Below are 15,293 nucleotides of genomic sequence, written 5' to 3'. Positions count from 1 at the left end.
GGTCATCCTTTCCCGGCCGGTCCGCGGCCGGCGATCGACTGCTCCACCCATCGCCGCAGGGCAGGGGCAGGTGCGGCCCCCGCCTGCCGGGCGATGGTCTGTCCCTTGTCGAGGATCAGCAGCGTCGGTACTGCCTGGACCTCGAAGCGCTGCGCCAGGCGCGGGTTCTGATCGATGTCGACCTTGACCAGTTTGATCCTTCCCGCGAGATCGGCGGCGACCTTCTCCAGCGCCGGGCTCACCATGCGGCAGGGGCCGCACCAGGTGGCCCACAGGTCGACCACGACAGGAACGGTGGCCTGCTCGACGACCTCGGCGAAGTCGTCGTCACCCGCCTCGGCCGTCCACGGCAGAGGCTGCTTGCAGTTGGCGCATTTGGGGCGGCCCTCGGCGGCCGCGGGCACCCGGTTGGTGCGCCCGCAGTGCGGGCAGGTGACGTGGGTGGCGTGCGGGGTACTCATGCCGCCCGCGCTCCCTTCTCGTCCTCGGGCGGGTCGTAGGTGACCACCAGCTCTCCGTGCGCGGCGTCGACGCGGACCTGCGCACCGTCCTGTACGTCGCCGCGCAGCAGGGCGCGCCCGACCAGCGTCTCGACCTCGTGGGAGATGTAGCGCCGCAGCGGCCGCGCCCCGTACACCGGGTCGTAGCCCTGGTGGGCGATCAGCTCCCGTGCCTCGTCGGTGAGTTCGACGGCGATGCGGCGTTCGGCGAGGCGCTGCCTCAGCTCGTCGAACTGCAGCTCCACGATCCGCTCGATCTGCCGCTCACCGAGCGGCTTGAACAGCACGATGTCGTCGACGCGGTTGAGGAACTCCGGGCGGAAGTGCCCGCGCAGTTCGCCCATCACCAGGGCGCGGGCGTCCGGCTTGACCTCACCGTCGGCGGTGGCGCCGTCGAGGAGGTACTGGGAGCCGATGTTGGACGTCATGATGATCACGGTGTTGCGGAAGTCGACCGTACGGCCCTGGGCGTCGGTGATGCGGCCGTCATCGAGGACCTGCAGCAGGGTGTTGAAGACTTCGGTGTGGGCCTTCTCGATCTCGTCGAACAGCACCACCGAGTACGGCTTGCGGCGTACGGCCTCGGTGAGCTGACCGCCCTCCTCGTAGCCGACGTATCCGGGCGGCGCGCCCATGAGCCGGCTGACGGTGTGCCGCTCCTGGTACTCGCTCATGTCGAGCCGGACCATGTTGTCCTCGGAGTCGAACAGGGCCCGGGCGAGGGTCTTGGCCAGCTCGGTCTTCCCCACGCCGGTGGGGCCGAGGAAGATGAACGAGCCGATCGGGCGGCGCGGGTCGCGGATGCCGGAGCGGGCGCGGATGATGGCGTCGGCAACGAGTTGGACGGCCTCGTCCTGGCCGATGACGCGCTCGCGCAGGATTTCGTCGAGGCGCAGCAGCTTCTCGCGTTCGCCCTCCTTCAGGCGGCTGACGGGGATGCCGGTCCAGGCAGCGACGATGTCGGCGATCTCCTCCTCGGTGACGACCTCGCGGAGCAGCCGTTTCTGCCCCTGCTTCGCGGCGAGTTGCTCCTCCTCGGCCGCCAGCCGGCGTTCCAGGTCCTGGAGGCGGCCGTAGCGGAGTTCGGCGGCGCGGTTGAGGTCGTAGGCGCGTTCTGCCTCCTCCGCCTCGTGGCGGACCTGTTCCAGTTCCTGGCGCAGCCCCTGCACGCGGCGGATCGCCTGCCGTTCCGCCTCCCACTGGGCGTGCTTGGCGTCGGCCTCGCCGCGCAGGTCGGCCAGTTCCCTGCGCAGCTCCTCCAGGCGGGCCTTGCTGGCGGGATCGGTCTCCTTGGACAGTGCCGCCTCCTCGATCTCCAGTCGCGTGACGCGGCGGGTGATCTCGTCGAGTTCGGCGGGCATGGAGTCGATCTCGGTACGCAGCCGGGCGCAGGCCTCGTCGACGAGGTCGATGGCCTTGTCGGGCAGGAACCGGTCGGTGATGTAGCGGTGGCTGAGGGTGGCCGCGGACACCAGCGCGGTGTCCTGGATCTTCACGCCGTGGAAGATCTCCAGGCGTTCGCGCAGTCCGCGCAGGATGGAGATGGTGTCCTCCACGCTCGGCTCTTCGACCAGGACCTGCTGGAAGCGGCGTTCGAGGGCGGCGTCCTTCTCGATGTGCTTGCGGTACTCGTCGAGGGTGGTGGCGCCGATCATGTGGAGTTCGCCGCGGGCGAGCATCGGCTTGAGCATGTTGCCCGCGTCCATGGCTCCTTCGGCGGCGCCGGCGCCCACGACGGTGTGGAGTTCGTCGACGAAGAGCAGGATGTGGCCCTGGGCGGCCTTCACCTCGGACAGCACGGCCTTGAGGCGTTCCTCGAACTCGCCCCGGTACTTCGCCCCGGCCACCAGGGAGCCCATGTCGAGTGCGAACACGGTCTTGTCGCGCAGTCCTTCGGGCACGTCGCCGCGGACGATGCGCTGGGCGAGGCCCTCGACGATGGCGGTCTTGCCGACGCCGGGGTCGCCGATGAGGACGGGGTTGTTCTTGGACTTGCGGCTGAGGATCTGGGTGACGCGACGGATTTCGGCGTCGCGGCCGATGACCGGGTCCAGCTTGCCGTCCCTGGCCTCGGCCACCAGGTCGCGGCCGTACTTCTCCAGGGCCTCGTACGCCACTTCGGGGTTGGCCGAGGTGACGCGCTGGTTACCGCGGATCTGGGTGAGCGCGCTCAGGAACGAGTCCCGGGTGATGCCGTGCTCCTTGAGCAGCCGTCCGGCGGAGGTGGACGAGCCCTCCTCGGCCAGGGCCAGCAGGAGGTGTTCCACGGACACGTACTCGTCCTTGAGGCGTTTGGCCTCCCGCTCGGCCGCGTCCAGCAGCCGGGACAGGCGCTGGGTGACGAACACCTGGCCCGGCGCGGCGCCCGGGCCGGTCGCCTTGGGCCGGCGGGAAAGTTCCTCCCGCACGGCCGCGCGGAGTTCCTGGGGCTCCCTGCCCGCCTGTTGCAGCAGCCGCGGGATCAGACCGTCCTCCTGGTCGAGGAGCGCGAGCAGCAGATGCTCACCGTCCACCTCGGTCTGTCCCATGCGGACGGCGGCGGTCTGCGCCTCCTGCAGGGCTTCCTGTGACTTCTGGGTGAGACGGTTCATGTCCATGGCGGTATGTCACTCCTCGTACCGGCGCGGCGCAGTGCGGCTTCGAGCAGGGTGATGCGGTCCAGCAGATCGAGCACCAGGCCGATGGATGCGTAGTTGAGACACAGACCGGAGCGCAGCCGCTGGATGCGGGCGAGAACCGCCGGGGCGCCCGAGTCGAACACCAGGCGCCCCGCGGCGTCGCGCTCGGCGTCGACCAGGCCCAGGGCGACGAACCGGCGGACCAGGTCGGGATGGACGCCGGCGTGGCGGGCCACCGTGTCCAGGGAGAGCCTGGGCACGGGGACGAGTGCGTACCGCACGGCCGTGGAGCCGGCGCTCGTCCGTACGGGAGGCCCGCCCGCGTCGGCCCGGGCCGTCCTGCCACCGGTCACCCCCCGTGAGGGTCGGTCGCTCATCACGTCCTCCTGGGATCGTACGAAGAGGTGGCGGCGAGCTCCTCGAACAGCTCGCGCTCCCGGTCGTCGAGCTCGGGCGGCACCATCACGCGGAGTTCGGCGTAGAGGTTGCCGTCGGCACCGCGCGGGTTCGGCATGCCCTCGCCGCGCAGCCGCAGCCGCCGGCCACTGGACGAGCCCGCGGGCACCGTGACCTTGGCCGTGCCGCCGCCGGGGGTGGGCACCGGAACCGTGGCGCCCAGCGCGGCCTCCCAGGGGGTGACCGGAAGCTGCACGTACACGTCCCGGCCGTCCAGCCGGAACCGGGGGTGCGGCTGGATGCGGACCCGCAGATACAGGTCTCCCGCGGCGGCGTCACCACTGCCCCGTCCGCCCTCGCCCGCCAGCCGGATGCGCTGTCCGGCGGTGACGCCGGGCGGTACATCGACCTCGTACCGCCGCGGCTGCCCGGTGGGACCGGCGAGCGTGACGGTGCGGCGGCCGCCCCGGTACGCCTCCTCGACGGTGAGCGGCAGTTCGGCCTCCTGGTCCGCTCCGGGGACGCCGCCCGGGGCCCCGCCGGCTCCGAACATGGAACCGAGCAGGTCCTCGATGTCGATGCCCTCCGCTCCGAAGCCGTCGCCGAAGCCGGTGGTGTACCGGACACGGGGGCCGCCCGCGCCCGCGGTCCTGCGAGCGCGGAAACCGCCGCCCGCTCCGGCCGCGACCCGTTCGTCGAAGTCCTCGGGGATCTTGCGGAAGTCCTCGCCGAAGCGGTCGTAGCGGGCCCGGGTCCTGGGGTCCGACAGGACGGTGTACGCCTCGTTGAGGTCCTTGAAGCGTTCCTCCGCCCCCGGGTCCTTGTTGACGTCGGGGTGGTACTTGCGGGCGAGTTTGCGGTACGCCTGCTGGATCTCGTCCTGGCTCGCGGTCCGTGACACGCCCAGCACCTGGTAGAAGTCCTGTGCCATGACGGGTCACTCCCGCTTCGCGACCGTGACGGCGGCGGGGCGGAGCTGGCGTTCGCCGTCCCCGTAGCCCGGGCGCAGCACCTCGACGACGGTGCCCGGTGGGGCGTCCGGGTCGTTGACGACGCCGACCACCTCGTGCCAGGCCGGGTCGAAGGCGACGCCGGTCTCGGCGTGCCGCGGGTAGCCGAGCAGTTCGAGGACGTTCACCGCCTGGTCGCGGACCGCCCGGACGCCCTCGACGATGGCGTCGGGGTCGGATCCGGCGTGGGACAGCGCGAGTTCGAGGTTGTCCAGGACGGGCAGGAAGGCGGCCGCCGTGCGGGACCGCTCGCCCGCCCGCTCGCGCTCCAGTTCCCGGGCGTGGCGCTTGCGGAGGTTGTCGAGGTCGGCGAGCGCACGCCGCCAGCGGTCCTCGAGTTCCCTCAGCTCGGCCGTGTGCTGCTCCTCCTCGGAGGGTGCGGAGCCACCGCGGGACGCGTCGGGGCCGGGTCCCTCGTCCGTGTCGGACCCCGGCCCGTCCGGCGGGCCCGAGGGCGGAAGCTCCCCTCCCGGCGAGCGTACGGCGCTCTCCGGAGCCTGGCCGGCCGGGTCCGGCACGGCCGGGTCGGACTCCCTGGGGTGGATCGGCATGACGGTTCCTCAGTCCTTGTCGAACTCGGCATCGATGACGTCGTCGTCCCCGCCGCCGCTCGGGCCGCCGCCGTCCGGGCCGCCGCCGGTGGTGCCCTGGTCGGGACCGCCCGTGGTGGCGCCGCCGTGATGGGCCGCCAGTCCGGAGAGGACCTGCTGGAGTTCGGAGGTCAGGGGCCGCACCCGTTCCACGCCTGCCTCCTCCTTGACTGCCGCCCGGGCATCCGACACCAGCATCTCGGCGCGTGCCTTCTCGTGCGCGGGTGCGGCGTCGCCCAGCTCGGCGAGGCGCTTCTCGACCTGGTACGCCACGGCGTCGAGCTCGTTGCGGGCATCGACGGCCTCGCGCAGAGCCCGGTCCTGGCCCTGGTTGCGCTCGGCCTCCTGGACCATGCGCTCGACCTCGCTGCGGTCCAGGTTGGAGCTCTCGGTGATGGTGATGCCCTGTTCCTTGCCGGTGTCCCGGTCCCGGGCCCTGACGTTGAGAATGCCGTTCGCGTCGATGTCGAAGGTGACCTCGATCTGTGGCTCGCCGCGCGGCGCCTGGCGGATGTCGGTGAGCTGGAAACGGCCGAGCACCCGGTTGTCGGCGGCCAGTTCGCGCTCGCCCTGGAGGACGACGATGTCGACGGCGGGCTGGTTGTCGTCGGCGGTGGAGAAGGTCTCGGTGCGACGCACCGGAATGGTGGTGTTCCGCTCGATGATCTTCGTCATCACGCCGCCGCGCGTCTCGACACCCAGCGACAGGGGCGTGACATCGAGCAGCAGGACGTCCTTGACCTCGCCCTTGAGCACCCCGGCCTGGATCGCGGCGCCCAGGGCCACGACCTCGTCGGGGTTGACGCTCATGTTGGGTTCCTTGCCGCCGGTCAGCCGGCGCACCAGCGCCTGGACGGCGGGGACGCGGGTGGAACCGCCGACGAGGATGACCTCGTCGATGTCGCTCTCGCCCACCTTGGCGTCGGACATGGCCTGCTGCACCGGTCCCAGGCATCGCTCCACCAGGTCACCGGTGATCTGCTCGAAGGTGGACCGCATGACGGAGTCGGTGAGGTGTTTCGGGCCGGAGGCGTCGGCGGTGATGAACGGCAGGCTGACCTGCGTCTGCGTCACCGAACTGAGCTCGGTCTTGGCCTTCTCGGCCGCCTCGAACAGGCGTTGCAGCGCCTGCGGGTCCTTGCGCAGGTCGATGCCGTTCTCCTTCTGGAAGCCGTCCGCGAGGTGATCCACGAGCCGCCGGTCGAAGTCGTCGCCGCCCAGATGGCTGTCACCGGCCGTGGAGCGCACCTCCACGACGCCGTCGCCGACGTCGAGAATGCTCACGTCGAAGGTGCCGCCGCCCAGGTCGAAGACGAGGACGGTCTCGTGCTCCTTCTTGTCCATGCCGTACGCGAGGGCGGCCGCGGTCGGCTCGTTGATGATGCGCAGTACCTCCAGTCCCGCGATCCGTCCGGCGTCCTTGGTGGCGGTGCGCTGAGCGTCGTTGAAGTAGGCGGGTACGGTGATGACCGCCTCCGTGACCCGCTCCCCCAGCTGCTTGGAAGCATCGTCGGCGAGCTTGCGCAGCACCTGGGCGCTGATCTCCTCCGGCGCGTAGAGCTTGTCGCGCACCTTGAAGCGGGCTGCCCCGCCGTCGCCCTCGACGACGTCGTAGGCCACCGCCCTGGCCTCGTCGGAGATCTCGTCGAAATGCCGGCCGATGAACCGTTTGGCCGAGTAGATGGTGCCCTTGGGGTTGAGGATCGCCTGGCGCCGGGCCAGCTGGCCCACCAGCCGCTCCCCGGTGTCGGTGAAGGCCACCACCGACGGTGTCGTGCGGTTGCCTTCGGTGTTGGGTACGACGGATGACTCGCCGCCCTCCCACACGGCGATCACCGAGTTCGTGGTGCCCAGGTCGATGCCCACTGCCTTGGCCATGAGGAACTCCTCCCGGTGCGGCGACATGCGCCGGCACTGATCGTTCAGGTATGGGCGGGACGCCCGCCGGCACCGGTGGGCCGCAAGCCGCCGAGCAGCCGTACGGCCTCGTCGGCGACCGCTTCGTCCACGACGACGACGTACCGGCTGGGCTCCATCGAGCGGACGGAGGCGAAGTCCCGGCGGCCACGCTGCAGGGCGTACAGCAGCAGGCCGAACAGCGCGCCCACGACCGCCCCGAACACCAGGCCGTAGAGGGCGACGAGCAACGCGGACACGAGGGGGTCCACCCAGTCGACCAAGCCGAAGAGCCAGCCGATCAGCGCGCCGGGAAGCGCCCCGCTGACCGCACCGTGCAGGGCGGCCCGGCCGTAATCCATCCGCCCGACGACCTGCTCGACGAGGCGGACGTCCTGGCCGATGATGGCCACCCTCTCCACGGGAAACCCCTGGTCCGAGAGGTGTTCGACGGTGCGTTCGGCCTCCTGGTACGTCTCGTACGCGGCAACGGGCCTGCGAGGCTGCTCGGTCATTGCCCAGTCCTTCCTGCCGGTGTGCACAGCGGCACCCGACACGCCCCAGACTCCCGAACCGGGCGGCTCCACGCCTCCACCCGGCAGATCAAAGAACGACGGAGCCCGTCCCCCCGCGAGCACGAAACGAACATTTCGGGCATCGTGGTACTCGCTCCGGGACGTCGTCGAGGAGGGTCAATGTCACCGCTCCAGGCCACAGGGACAGGAGTGATCACATGGCAGGCAGCCGGGTCAGGAACACGTACCGGCGCCGTTCCGACCAGGAAGGCCGTCTTCCGTCGGTCCGTCTGGGACAGCACCCCACGATCTTGCGGAGAAGCTCCCGCCCGCCCCTTTCCGCCCTCGCATACCGCAAGCTGCCGGCACTCTCCCGTGCCCTGTTCGACACCCGGGACGAGAGTGAGATCCTGCGCCTTGCCATGGATCACGTGTCGGCCGTCGGCCCGTACAGGGCTGAGGCCGGATACCTCCGAGGGCACGGCCGGCTGATGTTCGGCCCGCAGGCCGGGCAGGACCGCGCGTCGGCCATCGACCGGGCGGTGCGAGAGCTGACGGGGGAAGACAGCCCGGTGTCCGTTCCCGGCCGGTCACGGGGCCGGGCACTGGCCCTGCACGGGCCCGGTGGACTGCACGGCTACCTCGTGGTGACCTCTCGCTCCCGGCCCACCCACGCCCAGCACTTCCTGCTCACCACGCTGGTGCGCCTCGCCGCCGCGGCCCTGTCGGTCGCCGTCGCGCACCGCCGCAGGCAGGACGAGGCGCTGGAGCTGCACCGACTGCGACGGGAACGAACAACCCTCCAGCGGCGGCTGATCTCCCAGCTCGTGGAGGGGGGATACCAGCGAGCCGTGCACGAGGCCCTCGCCGGGGTCGCGGCCGCGGGCGGCGGCGAGGAGGCCATCACCGGCGCACTGCATGCGCTCACCGGTCTTCCCGTGCTGGTCGAGGACCGCTTCGGCCGACTGCGCTCCTGGACCGGTCCCGGCCGACCCGACCCCTGTCCGGAACCGGACCCCGCCCGCCATGAGGAGATGCTCCAGGGGGTCGCCAGAAGAGACGGACCGGTGCGGATCAAGGACCGGCTCATCTCCCTGATACGCCCACGCGGTGAGGTGCTCGGGGTGCTGGCCCTGCTCGACCCCGGGGGCGAGGCCGACGAGTACACCGTGTTCGCTCTGGAGCACGCCGCCACATCACTCGCCCTGGAACTGTCGCACCAGCGCCGGCTGGCGGAGGTCGAACTGCGGCTGCGCCGCGAGTTGGTCGACGATCTTCTGGAGGGCACGGACGAGAAGAGCGCCTACGCCCGGTCCGAGGCGTTCGGACACGACCTTCACCGCACCCAGTACGTGATCGTCGTGCAGTGGAGGGGACGGTCCGCGGACGACGCCTTCGCGCGGACCGTGGGCCGGACGGCTTCGGCCGTGGGCATGCCGTCGCTGGTGACTCAGCGCTCCGACCACGTGGTGCTGGTCGCCGAGGGCAGGCCGCACGACCACGCCCTGTACGAGGCGCTCGCCCGGGAGACCGGCACCCGGGACGGGACGATCGGGGTGAGCGCCCGTTGCAACACCCCGGACGGCATCCCCGGCCGGTACCAAGAGGCACTGCGTGCCCTGGAGGTACGCCGCCGGTCCCGACAGCGGTACGGCACGTCGTTCTTCGACGACCTGGGCCTCTACCGAATCCTGGGGCCCGGCAACGAGTACCGGGAGCTGGAGGCGTTCGTTCACGAATGGCTCGGACAGCTCGTCGACTACGACGGCCGGCACCGTACGGCGCTCGTGGAGACCCTGTCCCGGTATTTCGACTGCGGCGGCAACTACGCCGAGACCGCCGCGTCCCTCGCGATCCACCGCAGCACGCTCCGCTACCGGCTCCAGCGCATCCGCGAGCTCAGCGGCCATGACCTCACGAACGTGGAGGAGCGCCTCAACCTGCAGGTGGCGACCCGGGTGTGGAAGATCATGCTGGGCGGACCCGGTTGAGGCGCCCATACCCTCGACGGGCGCTGCACAGCCCATCCGGCTCACACCACACCCACCCGCACAGCACTCGCAAGAAACCTGTGAGGGACGACGCAGGACGGCCGGCCGACTGACTGTCACCAGCCTGTCCGTCATTCCTGCGGGTCAGCGAACCCTTCCGCGCGGCTTGAGCGGCACTGGAGGCAGCGCAGGAGCAGGCAGCGGGTCCCCGTCGTAGCCCTTGACCTCGCCGAACCGCGTCCCCTCCATCCAGTCGCGGCGGGCCTGCTCGATCTCCTCCTGGGTGCGGCCGATCCAGTTCCAGAACATGATCAGCTCCTCCTCGAACGGCTCGCCGCCGAGCAGCATCAGGCCGGCGTCGGACGCGGCCCGCAGGGGCAGTTCGGTGCGTCCGCAACCGAGGTAGAGCATGGAGCCGGGGACGACCGGGACGCCGTCCACATGGACCTCGCCGGACATGGAGAGCACGGCGTACTCGAAGTCCGGCTCCAACGGCAGGCGCACGTCCGCGCCGTCGGCCAGGGCGAGGTCGGCGCCGACGATCGGGGTGTAGGCGGTGCCGGGCGAGGTGGCGCCGTCGAGGGTGCCCAGGATGAGGGTGGCCTCGATCCCGGGCGCGGTGACGAGGGGCAGGTCGGCGTGGTGCTCGAAACGGGGGTCGGTGTGCCGGTGGGCGTCCGGGAGGGCGACCCAGAGCTGGGCTCCGTGGAGGAAACGGGCGTGCGGGCGGGGGCTCTCCTCCGAGTGGCTGATCGCCCGGCCGGAGGTCATCAGGCCGAGTTCGCGGGGGCGGATCGTCCGGAGGCTGCCCGTGGAGTCGCGGTGCAGCACCTCGCCCTCGTGCAGCCAGCTCACCGTCTGCAGGCCCATGTGCGGGTGCGGGGGCACCTGCATGCCGGGCTCGTCGGCGATGTCGTCGGGTCCGTAGTGGTCGACGAAGCACCAGGCTCCCACCATGCGGCGGCCCAGGTTCGGCAGCAGGCGCCGGACCTCGGTGGACTCGCCCAGCGGGACGCGCCGGGGGCTCAGGAGTTCACGCACGGGCTCCGCCACCACGAAGCCGCGGCCACCGCACAGGGCGGGCGCCGGCTCCCGATCGAGATTGCTCATGGCGTCAACCTAGCCCGGCCGGAGTGCCGGCGTCAGGCCTCGGACGCCATCCCGCACCGGAGGAGTGACCCGGCGAGGACCGCGACCGCGAACGGCCGGCGACCGTGACGAGCGCGTCAGCCACAGCGATCCGGAGTGGTGGAATTTTCAACCACTCGGCCCGGTTGACGCCCGCGAAGGAGGTCACGCGTGAAGACCAAGTACTACGACCACGGGACACCCGCCGAGCGCTGGGAGCGCGCCGGGATGTTCTTCGACGCCAAGGACTACACCCGCGCGGCATACGTCCTGGGCCGGCTGGTCGAGGAGGTGCCCGAGCAGACCGGTCCCCGGCTGCTGCTGGCGCGTGCCTACTACCACTCGGCTCAACTGCGTCGCGCCGAGGCCGAGTTGCGGACCATCGTGGAGCGCGACCCGGTCGAGGGCTACGCCCGGCTGCTCCTCGGCCGCACCCTCCAGCGGCAGGGGCGCGACGAGGAGGCCGAGTCCCACCTGCGCATCGCCTCGGCGCTCGCGGGCGAGTTCGACGGCATGGACGTCGACGCAGCGAGCCCGGGGAGCGCAGAGAGCCCGGCGAACGGCAGGGGCGGGGGCAGCGGCCCCGCCTGATCCGCTCGGGCCGACGCGCGGCACCGCGCTCGGAGGCCGGTGGCCGGCGAGCCGCCGCCCGCGGGGCCGGTGACACCCGCCAGGCCGGTGCCCGGCTCCCCCCACGGGGAGCCGGGCACCGGCCCGTTCGGGGTGGGCACCGGCCCGTTCGGGGTGGGCGCCCGTCGGTGTCACGCCACCGCGCCGGGGCCGCGCCGCGCGCGGCGGTGGGCGATCTCCCCGAGGGCGACGTCCACGGCCAGGAAGGCCGCGAGGGGGATGCCGAACAGGGGGACGAAGTAGCCGAGGACGGCGACCGCCGCGGCCAGTGGGACGAGGACGGCGGGAGGCACCTGCCGCCAGGCTCCGCGGGGCAGGGGGCGGCCGAAGGACGCACCCCGGCCGCGCTGCCACCACATCCGGTAGCCCCAGACGATCAGCAGGACCAGCGCGGCGGCGAGCAGCATCAGCGCGATCTGGTTGGGCAGGCCGAACAGGCTGCCGGTGTGCAGGTCGATGCCCCACCGGGTGAGCTTGGCGAGGACCGGGTAGTCGGCGAAGCGCAGGACGTCGGTGACCTCGCCGGTGGCCGGGTCCACGGCGACCGAGTCCTGCTGGACGGGCCACGCCCGCTGGATCTGCTGGACGACGTAGGCGGATTCCGCGTCGGCCGGGGGGACGATCTCCACCGGGTCGCCCAGGCCCTCGGCGCGCGCGGCGGACAGCACCTCGTCGAGGCCGACACCGTGCGCGGCGTCCCCGCCCGCTCCTCCGGCCGCGTCGTGACCGGCGTGCTCGCCGCCCGCCGCCGCCGACACCGACGGCGTCTGCTGGCCCAGCGCGGCCCGCAGGTCGCCGATGCTCGCGCCCGCATGGGTGGACCAGGTCAGGCCGGTCGCCGAGAGGAAGACGAGCCCGACGGCGGCCCACGCGCCGACGGTGCCGTGCAGGCCCAGGGTGCGGCGGCGGCCCGTGGTGCCGCGCACCGCGCGCCGGGCCCTGCGGCGGGAGAACCAGAGCGCCAGACCGCCCAGCGCGATCACCCCGAGCCAGCTGGCGGCGAGTTCGCTGTAGAGGCGGCCGGGCTCCCCCAGATGCAGGTCCCGGTGGAACTCGTCGATCCAGGTGCGCAGGGGCAGCGCGCCGGTGGAGCCGTACTGTTCCAGCGCCCCACGCACCGTCCCGGTGTACGGGTCGACGAACACGGCCAGCGTGCGGGGGGACTCGACGCCGGGGACGCCGGTCAGCAACACCCGTGTGGTGGCGCCCGGTTCGGGTGAGGGCCGGACGGCGGAGACGGTGCCCTCGGGGTGGGCCTCGCGGGCGGCGGCGACCTGCTGGGACACGGGCAGTTCGCGGTCGCCGACGGGGACGGTGAGTTCGTGGTCGTAGACGATCTTCTCGGCCTGGAAGGAGGCCGCGTACAGCAGGCCGCTGAGGGCGGCGACGAGGACGAAGGGCGCGACCAGGACTCCGGCGTAGAAGTGCAGCCGCAGGACGAGGGGGCGCAGGGTGGCCCACGGGCTCTTCCTGGCCGCGGGCGGGGCGGGTTGCGGGGCCTCGTCCGTGGTGGGTGAGGGGGTGGCGGTCATCGGTGGGGTTCTCCGGGGCGTGTCGGCGGCCGTGGTCGTGCAGTGGTCGGCGCGGCGGGCCGCCGGGTTCCCGCGGGGCGGGTGTGATCCGCGCCATACCGCCGGGACGGGCCGGGGGCGGGCGCGTGGGATCCTGGCGCCATGGAAACGTCGAGTGAGCGCGCGCCGTTGGCGGAGCGGGTGGAGGAACTCCTCGCCCCGGGCGGGCCGTTGCCCATCGTCGCGGCCGGCGATCCCGTGCTGCGGCGGGCCGCGGTCCCGTTCGACGGCCAGTTGGCGCCCGGACTGCTGGCCCGGTTCGTGGCGGCGCTGCGCGTCACCATGCGGGCGGCGCCCGGGGTCGGTCTGGCCGCTCCGCAGGTCGGGGTGGGTCTGCGGATCGCGGTGATCGAGGACCCGGCGCCGGTCCCCGAGGAGGTGCGCCGGGTCCGGGGGCGGGTGGCGCAGCCGTTCCGGGTCCTGGTCAACCCGTCGTACACGCCGGTGGGCACGGCGCGGGCCGCCTTCTTCGAGGGCTGTCTCAGCGTGCCCGGCTACCAGGCGGTGGTGTCCCGGCCCGCCGAGGTGCGGCTGACCGGTCAGGACGAGCGGGGGCGGGCGCTGGACGAGGAGTTCTCCGGGTGGCCGGCGCGGATCGTGCAGCACGAGACGGACCACCTCGACGGCACGCTGTACCTGGACCGTGCCGAACTCCGGTCGCTGAGCACCCAGCAGGCGGTGGCGGCCCGCTGGGCGCAGCCCTCGCCGGAGCGGGCGGCGCGGGCTCTGGGCTTCGGGTTGCCGTGACGCCGAACGGGGGCGGAGGCCCGGTCACGTTCCGGCCCTCGTGACGGCCCCGCCCGGGCACCGCCGGGTCCGCCGCGGGGCGGGCCGAGGCCCGGGGACCCTCGACCCCCTCCTCACCGTCCCGGCGTCGTCCGCCCTGCGGAACCGTCGACCGGGCGGGCCGGCGGCTCAGGCGTCCCGGTACGCCTCCAGCAGGCGCAGCCACACCTCGCTGATCGTCGGGTAGGACGGCACCACGTGCCAGAGCCGGGCGACCGGGACCCGGGCGGCGACGGCGACGGTCGCCGCGTGGACGAGTTCGCCGACGCCGGGGCCCACGAGGGTGAGGCCGCGCAGGATCTCGTCCTCGAGGTCGACGATCATGCGCGCGCGGCCCGTGTAGCCGTCGCCGTACAGGGCGGCCCCGGCGATCGAGCCCAGGTCGACGTCGACGGCCCGTACGCGGTGCCCGGCCCGTTCGGCCTCCGCGAGGGTGAGTCCGACGGAGGCCGCCTCCGGGTCGGTGAAGACGACCTGGGGGACGGTGGCGTGGTCGGCGGTGGCGGCGTGTGCGCCCCACGCCTCCGTGTCGACGGCACCGCCGGAGGCCCGGGCGGCGATGGCGGCACCCGCGATGCGGGCCTGGTACTTGCCCTGGTGGGTGAGCAGGGCACGCCCGTTGACGTCGCCGACGCCGTAGAGCCAGTCGTGGCCGCTCACCCGGAGGCTGTCGTCCACGTCGAGCCACGCACCGGGTTCCAGCCCGATCGTCTCCAGGCCGATGTCGTCGGTGCGCGGGGCGCGGCCGGTGGCGAAGAGGATCTCGTCGGCCTCGATGCGGTCGCCGCCGTCGGTGCCGACGACGACGGTGCCGTCCTCCCGGTGGACGGACGTCACGGAGGTGCCGGTGCGGATGTCGGCGCCGGCCCGGGTGAGCGCCTCGGCGACCAGTTCCCCGGCGAACGGCTCCATGCGGGACAGCAGGCCGTCGCCGCGCACCAGGACGGTGACGCGGGAGCCGAGCGCCTGCCAGGCGGTCGCCATCTCGGTGGCGACCACACCGCCGCCAACGACGACGAGCCGCCCGGGGGCGGCCTTGGCGCTGGTGGCCTCCCGGCTGGTCCACGGTTTGACGTCGGCCAGTCCCGGCAGGCCGGGCAGCGAGGCGCGGCTGCCGGTGCAGACGGCGACGGCGTGCCGTGCCGTGAGGACCTGCCGCTGTCCGTCGGGGCCGGTGACGGTCACGGTGCGTTCCCCGGTGAGACGTCCCCGTCCGCGGTACAGGTCGGCCCCGGTGCTCCGCAGCCAGTCGACCTGCCCGTCGTCCTTCCAATCGCTGGTGAACCCGTCCCGGCGGGCGAGAACCGCTTCCACGTCCAGGGCGTCCTGCACCGCCCGGCTCAGCCCGGGCAGCCTGCGGGCGTCGGCCCGGGCGAGAACCGGCCGCAGGAGGGCCTTGCTGGGCATGCACGCCCAGTAGGAGCACTCGCCGCCGACCAGTTCGCTCTCCACGACCGCCGTGGAGAGGCCCGCGGCGCGGGTGCGGTCGGCGACGTTCTCCCCCACGGGCCCGGCACCGAGGACCACGACGTCGTACGTGTCGGTCTGTGCTGGCGATTGCGTCATGACGTCAGTGTGGCGGGTGGTGTGCGCGTGGGCCACATGGGTAGGGGCGCGGAATACCCGGCCGGGCGGCCGTGTTGTGCCGAGACCGCGCCCGGG

The 15,293-nt window shown here is 72.6% G+C and carries 12 protein-coding genes and 1 pseudogene; 3 read left to right on the top strand and 10 right to left on the bottom strand.

Annotation, left to right across the window (positions count from 1 at the left end):
• Nucleotides 1-2 precede the first annotated feature (2 nt).
• Genes trxA through AB0F01_RS25225 form a run of 7 tightly spaced genes read right to left on the bottom strand, consistent with a single transcriptional unit; the run spans nucleotide 3 to nucleotide 7,525 of the window.
• The gene (gene trxA, locus AB0F01_RS25255) at nucleotides 3-461 is read right to left on the bottom strand and encodes a thioredoxin (protein WP_362099983.1); all 459 of its coding nucleotides are present in this window, start codon (nucleotides 459-461) and stop codon (nucleotides 3-5) included.
• Nucleotides 458-3,097, bottom strand: coding sequence for an ATP-dependent chaperone ClpB (gene clpB, locus AB0F01_RS25250; RefSeq protein ID WP_362099980.1), 2,640 nt, complete (start codon nucleotides 3,095-3,097; stop codon nucleotides 458-460). Before clpB ends, trxA begins: the two co-directional genes overlap by 4 nt.
• On the bottom strand, nucleotides 3,088-3,495 hold the full coding sequence (locus AB0F01_RS25245; RefSeq protein WP_362099978.1) for a chaperone modulator CbpM: 408 nt from the start codon (nucleotides 3,493-3,495) through the stop codon (nucleotides 3,088-3,090). Before AB0F01_RS25245 ends, clpB begins: the two co-directional genes overlap by 10 nt.
• The gene (locus AB0F01_RS25240) at nucleotides 3,495-4,445 is read right to left on the bottom strand and encodes a J domain-containing protein (RefSeq protein WP_362099975.1); all 951 of its coding nucleotides are present in this window, start codon (nucleotides 4,443-4,445) and stop codon (nucleotides 3,495-3,497) included. Before AB0F01_RS25240 ends, AB0F01_RS25245 begins: the two co-directional genes overlap by 1 nt.
• 6 nt (nucleotides 4,446-4,451) lie before the next feature.
• Nucleotides 4,452-5,075: a nucleotide exchange factor GrpE gene (locus tag AB0F01_RS25235; protein WP_362099972.1), complete on the bottom strand. Its 624-nt coding sequence runs from the start codon at nucleotides 5,073-5,075 to the stop codon at nucleotides 4,452-4,454.
• A 9-nt stretch (nucleotides 5,076-5,084) separates the two neighbouring features.
• A complete protein-coding gene (gene dnaK, locus AB0F01_RS25230) occupies nucleotides 5,085-6,992 on the bottom strand; it encodes a molecular chaperone DnaK (protein ID WP_362099970.1) in 1,908 nt (635 codons plus the stop codon).
• 44 nt (nucleotides 6,993-7,036) lie between these two features.
• The gene (locus AB0F01_RS25225; RefSeq protein WP_164441458.1) at nucleotides 7,037-7,525 is read right to left on the bottom strand and encodes a general stress protein; all 489 of its coding nucleotides are present in this window, start codon (nucleotides 7,523-7,525) and stop codon (nucleotides 7,037-7,039) included.
• A gap of 218 nt (nucleotides 7,526-7,743) precedes the next feature.
• On the opposite strand from AB0F01_RS25225, the gene AB0F01_RS25220 reads away from it, so the two are divergent.
• A complete protein-coding gene (locus AB0F01_RS25220; RefSeq protein ID WP_362099966.1) occupies nucleotides 7,744-9,516 on the top strand; it encodes a helix-turn-helix domain-containing protein in 1,773 nt (590 codons plus the stop codon).
• Between the two features lie 144 nt (nucleotides 9,517-9,660).
• Here AB0F01_RS25220 and AB0F01_RS25215 read toward each other — a convergent pair whose 3' ends face one another.
• Entirely contained in the window at nucleotides 9,661-10,626 is a 966-nt protein-coding gene (locus AB0F01_RS25215) for a pirin family protein (RefSeq protein WP_362099964.1), read from the bottom strand.
• Nucleotides 10,627-10,815: 189 nt separating this feature from the next.
• On the opposite strand from AB0F01_RS25215, the pseudogene AB0F01_RS25210 reads away from it, so the two are divergent.
• Nucleotides 10,816-11,154: pseudogene (locus tag AB0F01_RS25210) on the top strand (tetratricopeptide repeat protein); the annotation flags it as partial.
• A gap of 251 nt (nucleotides 11,155-11,405) precedes the next feature.
• Here the strand turns inward: AB0F01_RS25210 and AB0F01_RS25205 are convergent.
• The gene (locus AB0F01_RS25205; RefSeq protein WP_362099962.1) at nucleotides 11,406-12,806 is read right to left on the bottom strand and encodes a PepSY domain-containing protein; all 1,401 of its coding nucleotides are present in this window, start codon (nucleotides 12,804-12,806) and stop codon (nucleotides 11,406-11,408) included.
• A 141-nt stretch (nucleotides 12,807-12,947) separates the two neighbouring features.
• On the opposite strand from AB0F01_RS25205, the gene AB0F01_RS25200 reads away from it, so the two are divergent.
• A complete protein-coding gene (locus tag AB0F01_RS25200; protein ID WP_362099959.1) occupies nucleotides 12,948-13,592 on the top strand; it encodes a peptide deformylase in 645 nt (214 codons plus the stop codon).
• Between the two features lie 168 nt (nucleotides 13,593-13,760).
• Here the strand turns inward: AB0F01_RS25200 and AB0F01_RS25195 are convergent, their stop codons facing one another.
• Nucleotides 13,761-15,197 carry an NAD(P)/FAD-dependent oxidoreductase gene (locus AB0F01_RS25195; RefSeq protein ID WP_362099957.1) on the bottom strand — a complete coding sequence of 479 codons (1,437 nt, stop codon included), beginning with the start codon at nucleotides 15,195-15,197 and terminating at the stop codon, nucleotides 13,761-13,763.
• Nucleotides 15,198-15,293 lie beyond the last annotated feature (96 nt).

The sequence above is a fragment of the Streptomyces sp. NPDC029526 genome (assembly GCF_040637405.1).
Classification (GTDB): domain Bacteria; phylum Actinomycetota; class Actinomycetes; order Streptomycetales; family Streptomycetaceae; genus Streptomyces.
The sequence above is the reverse complement of the archived record's forward strand: the minus strand, read 5'-3'. Positions and strand labels throughout refer to the sequence as shown.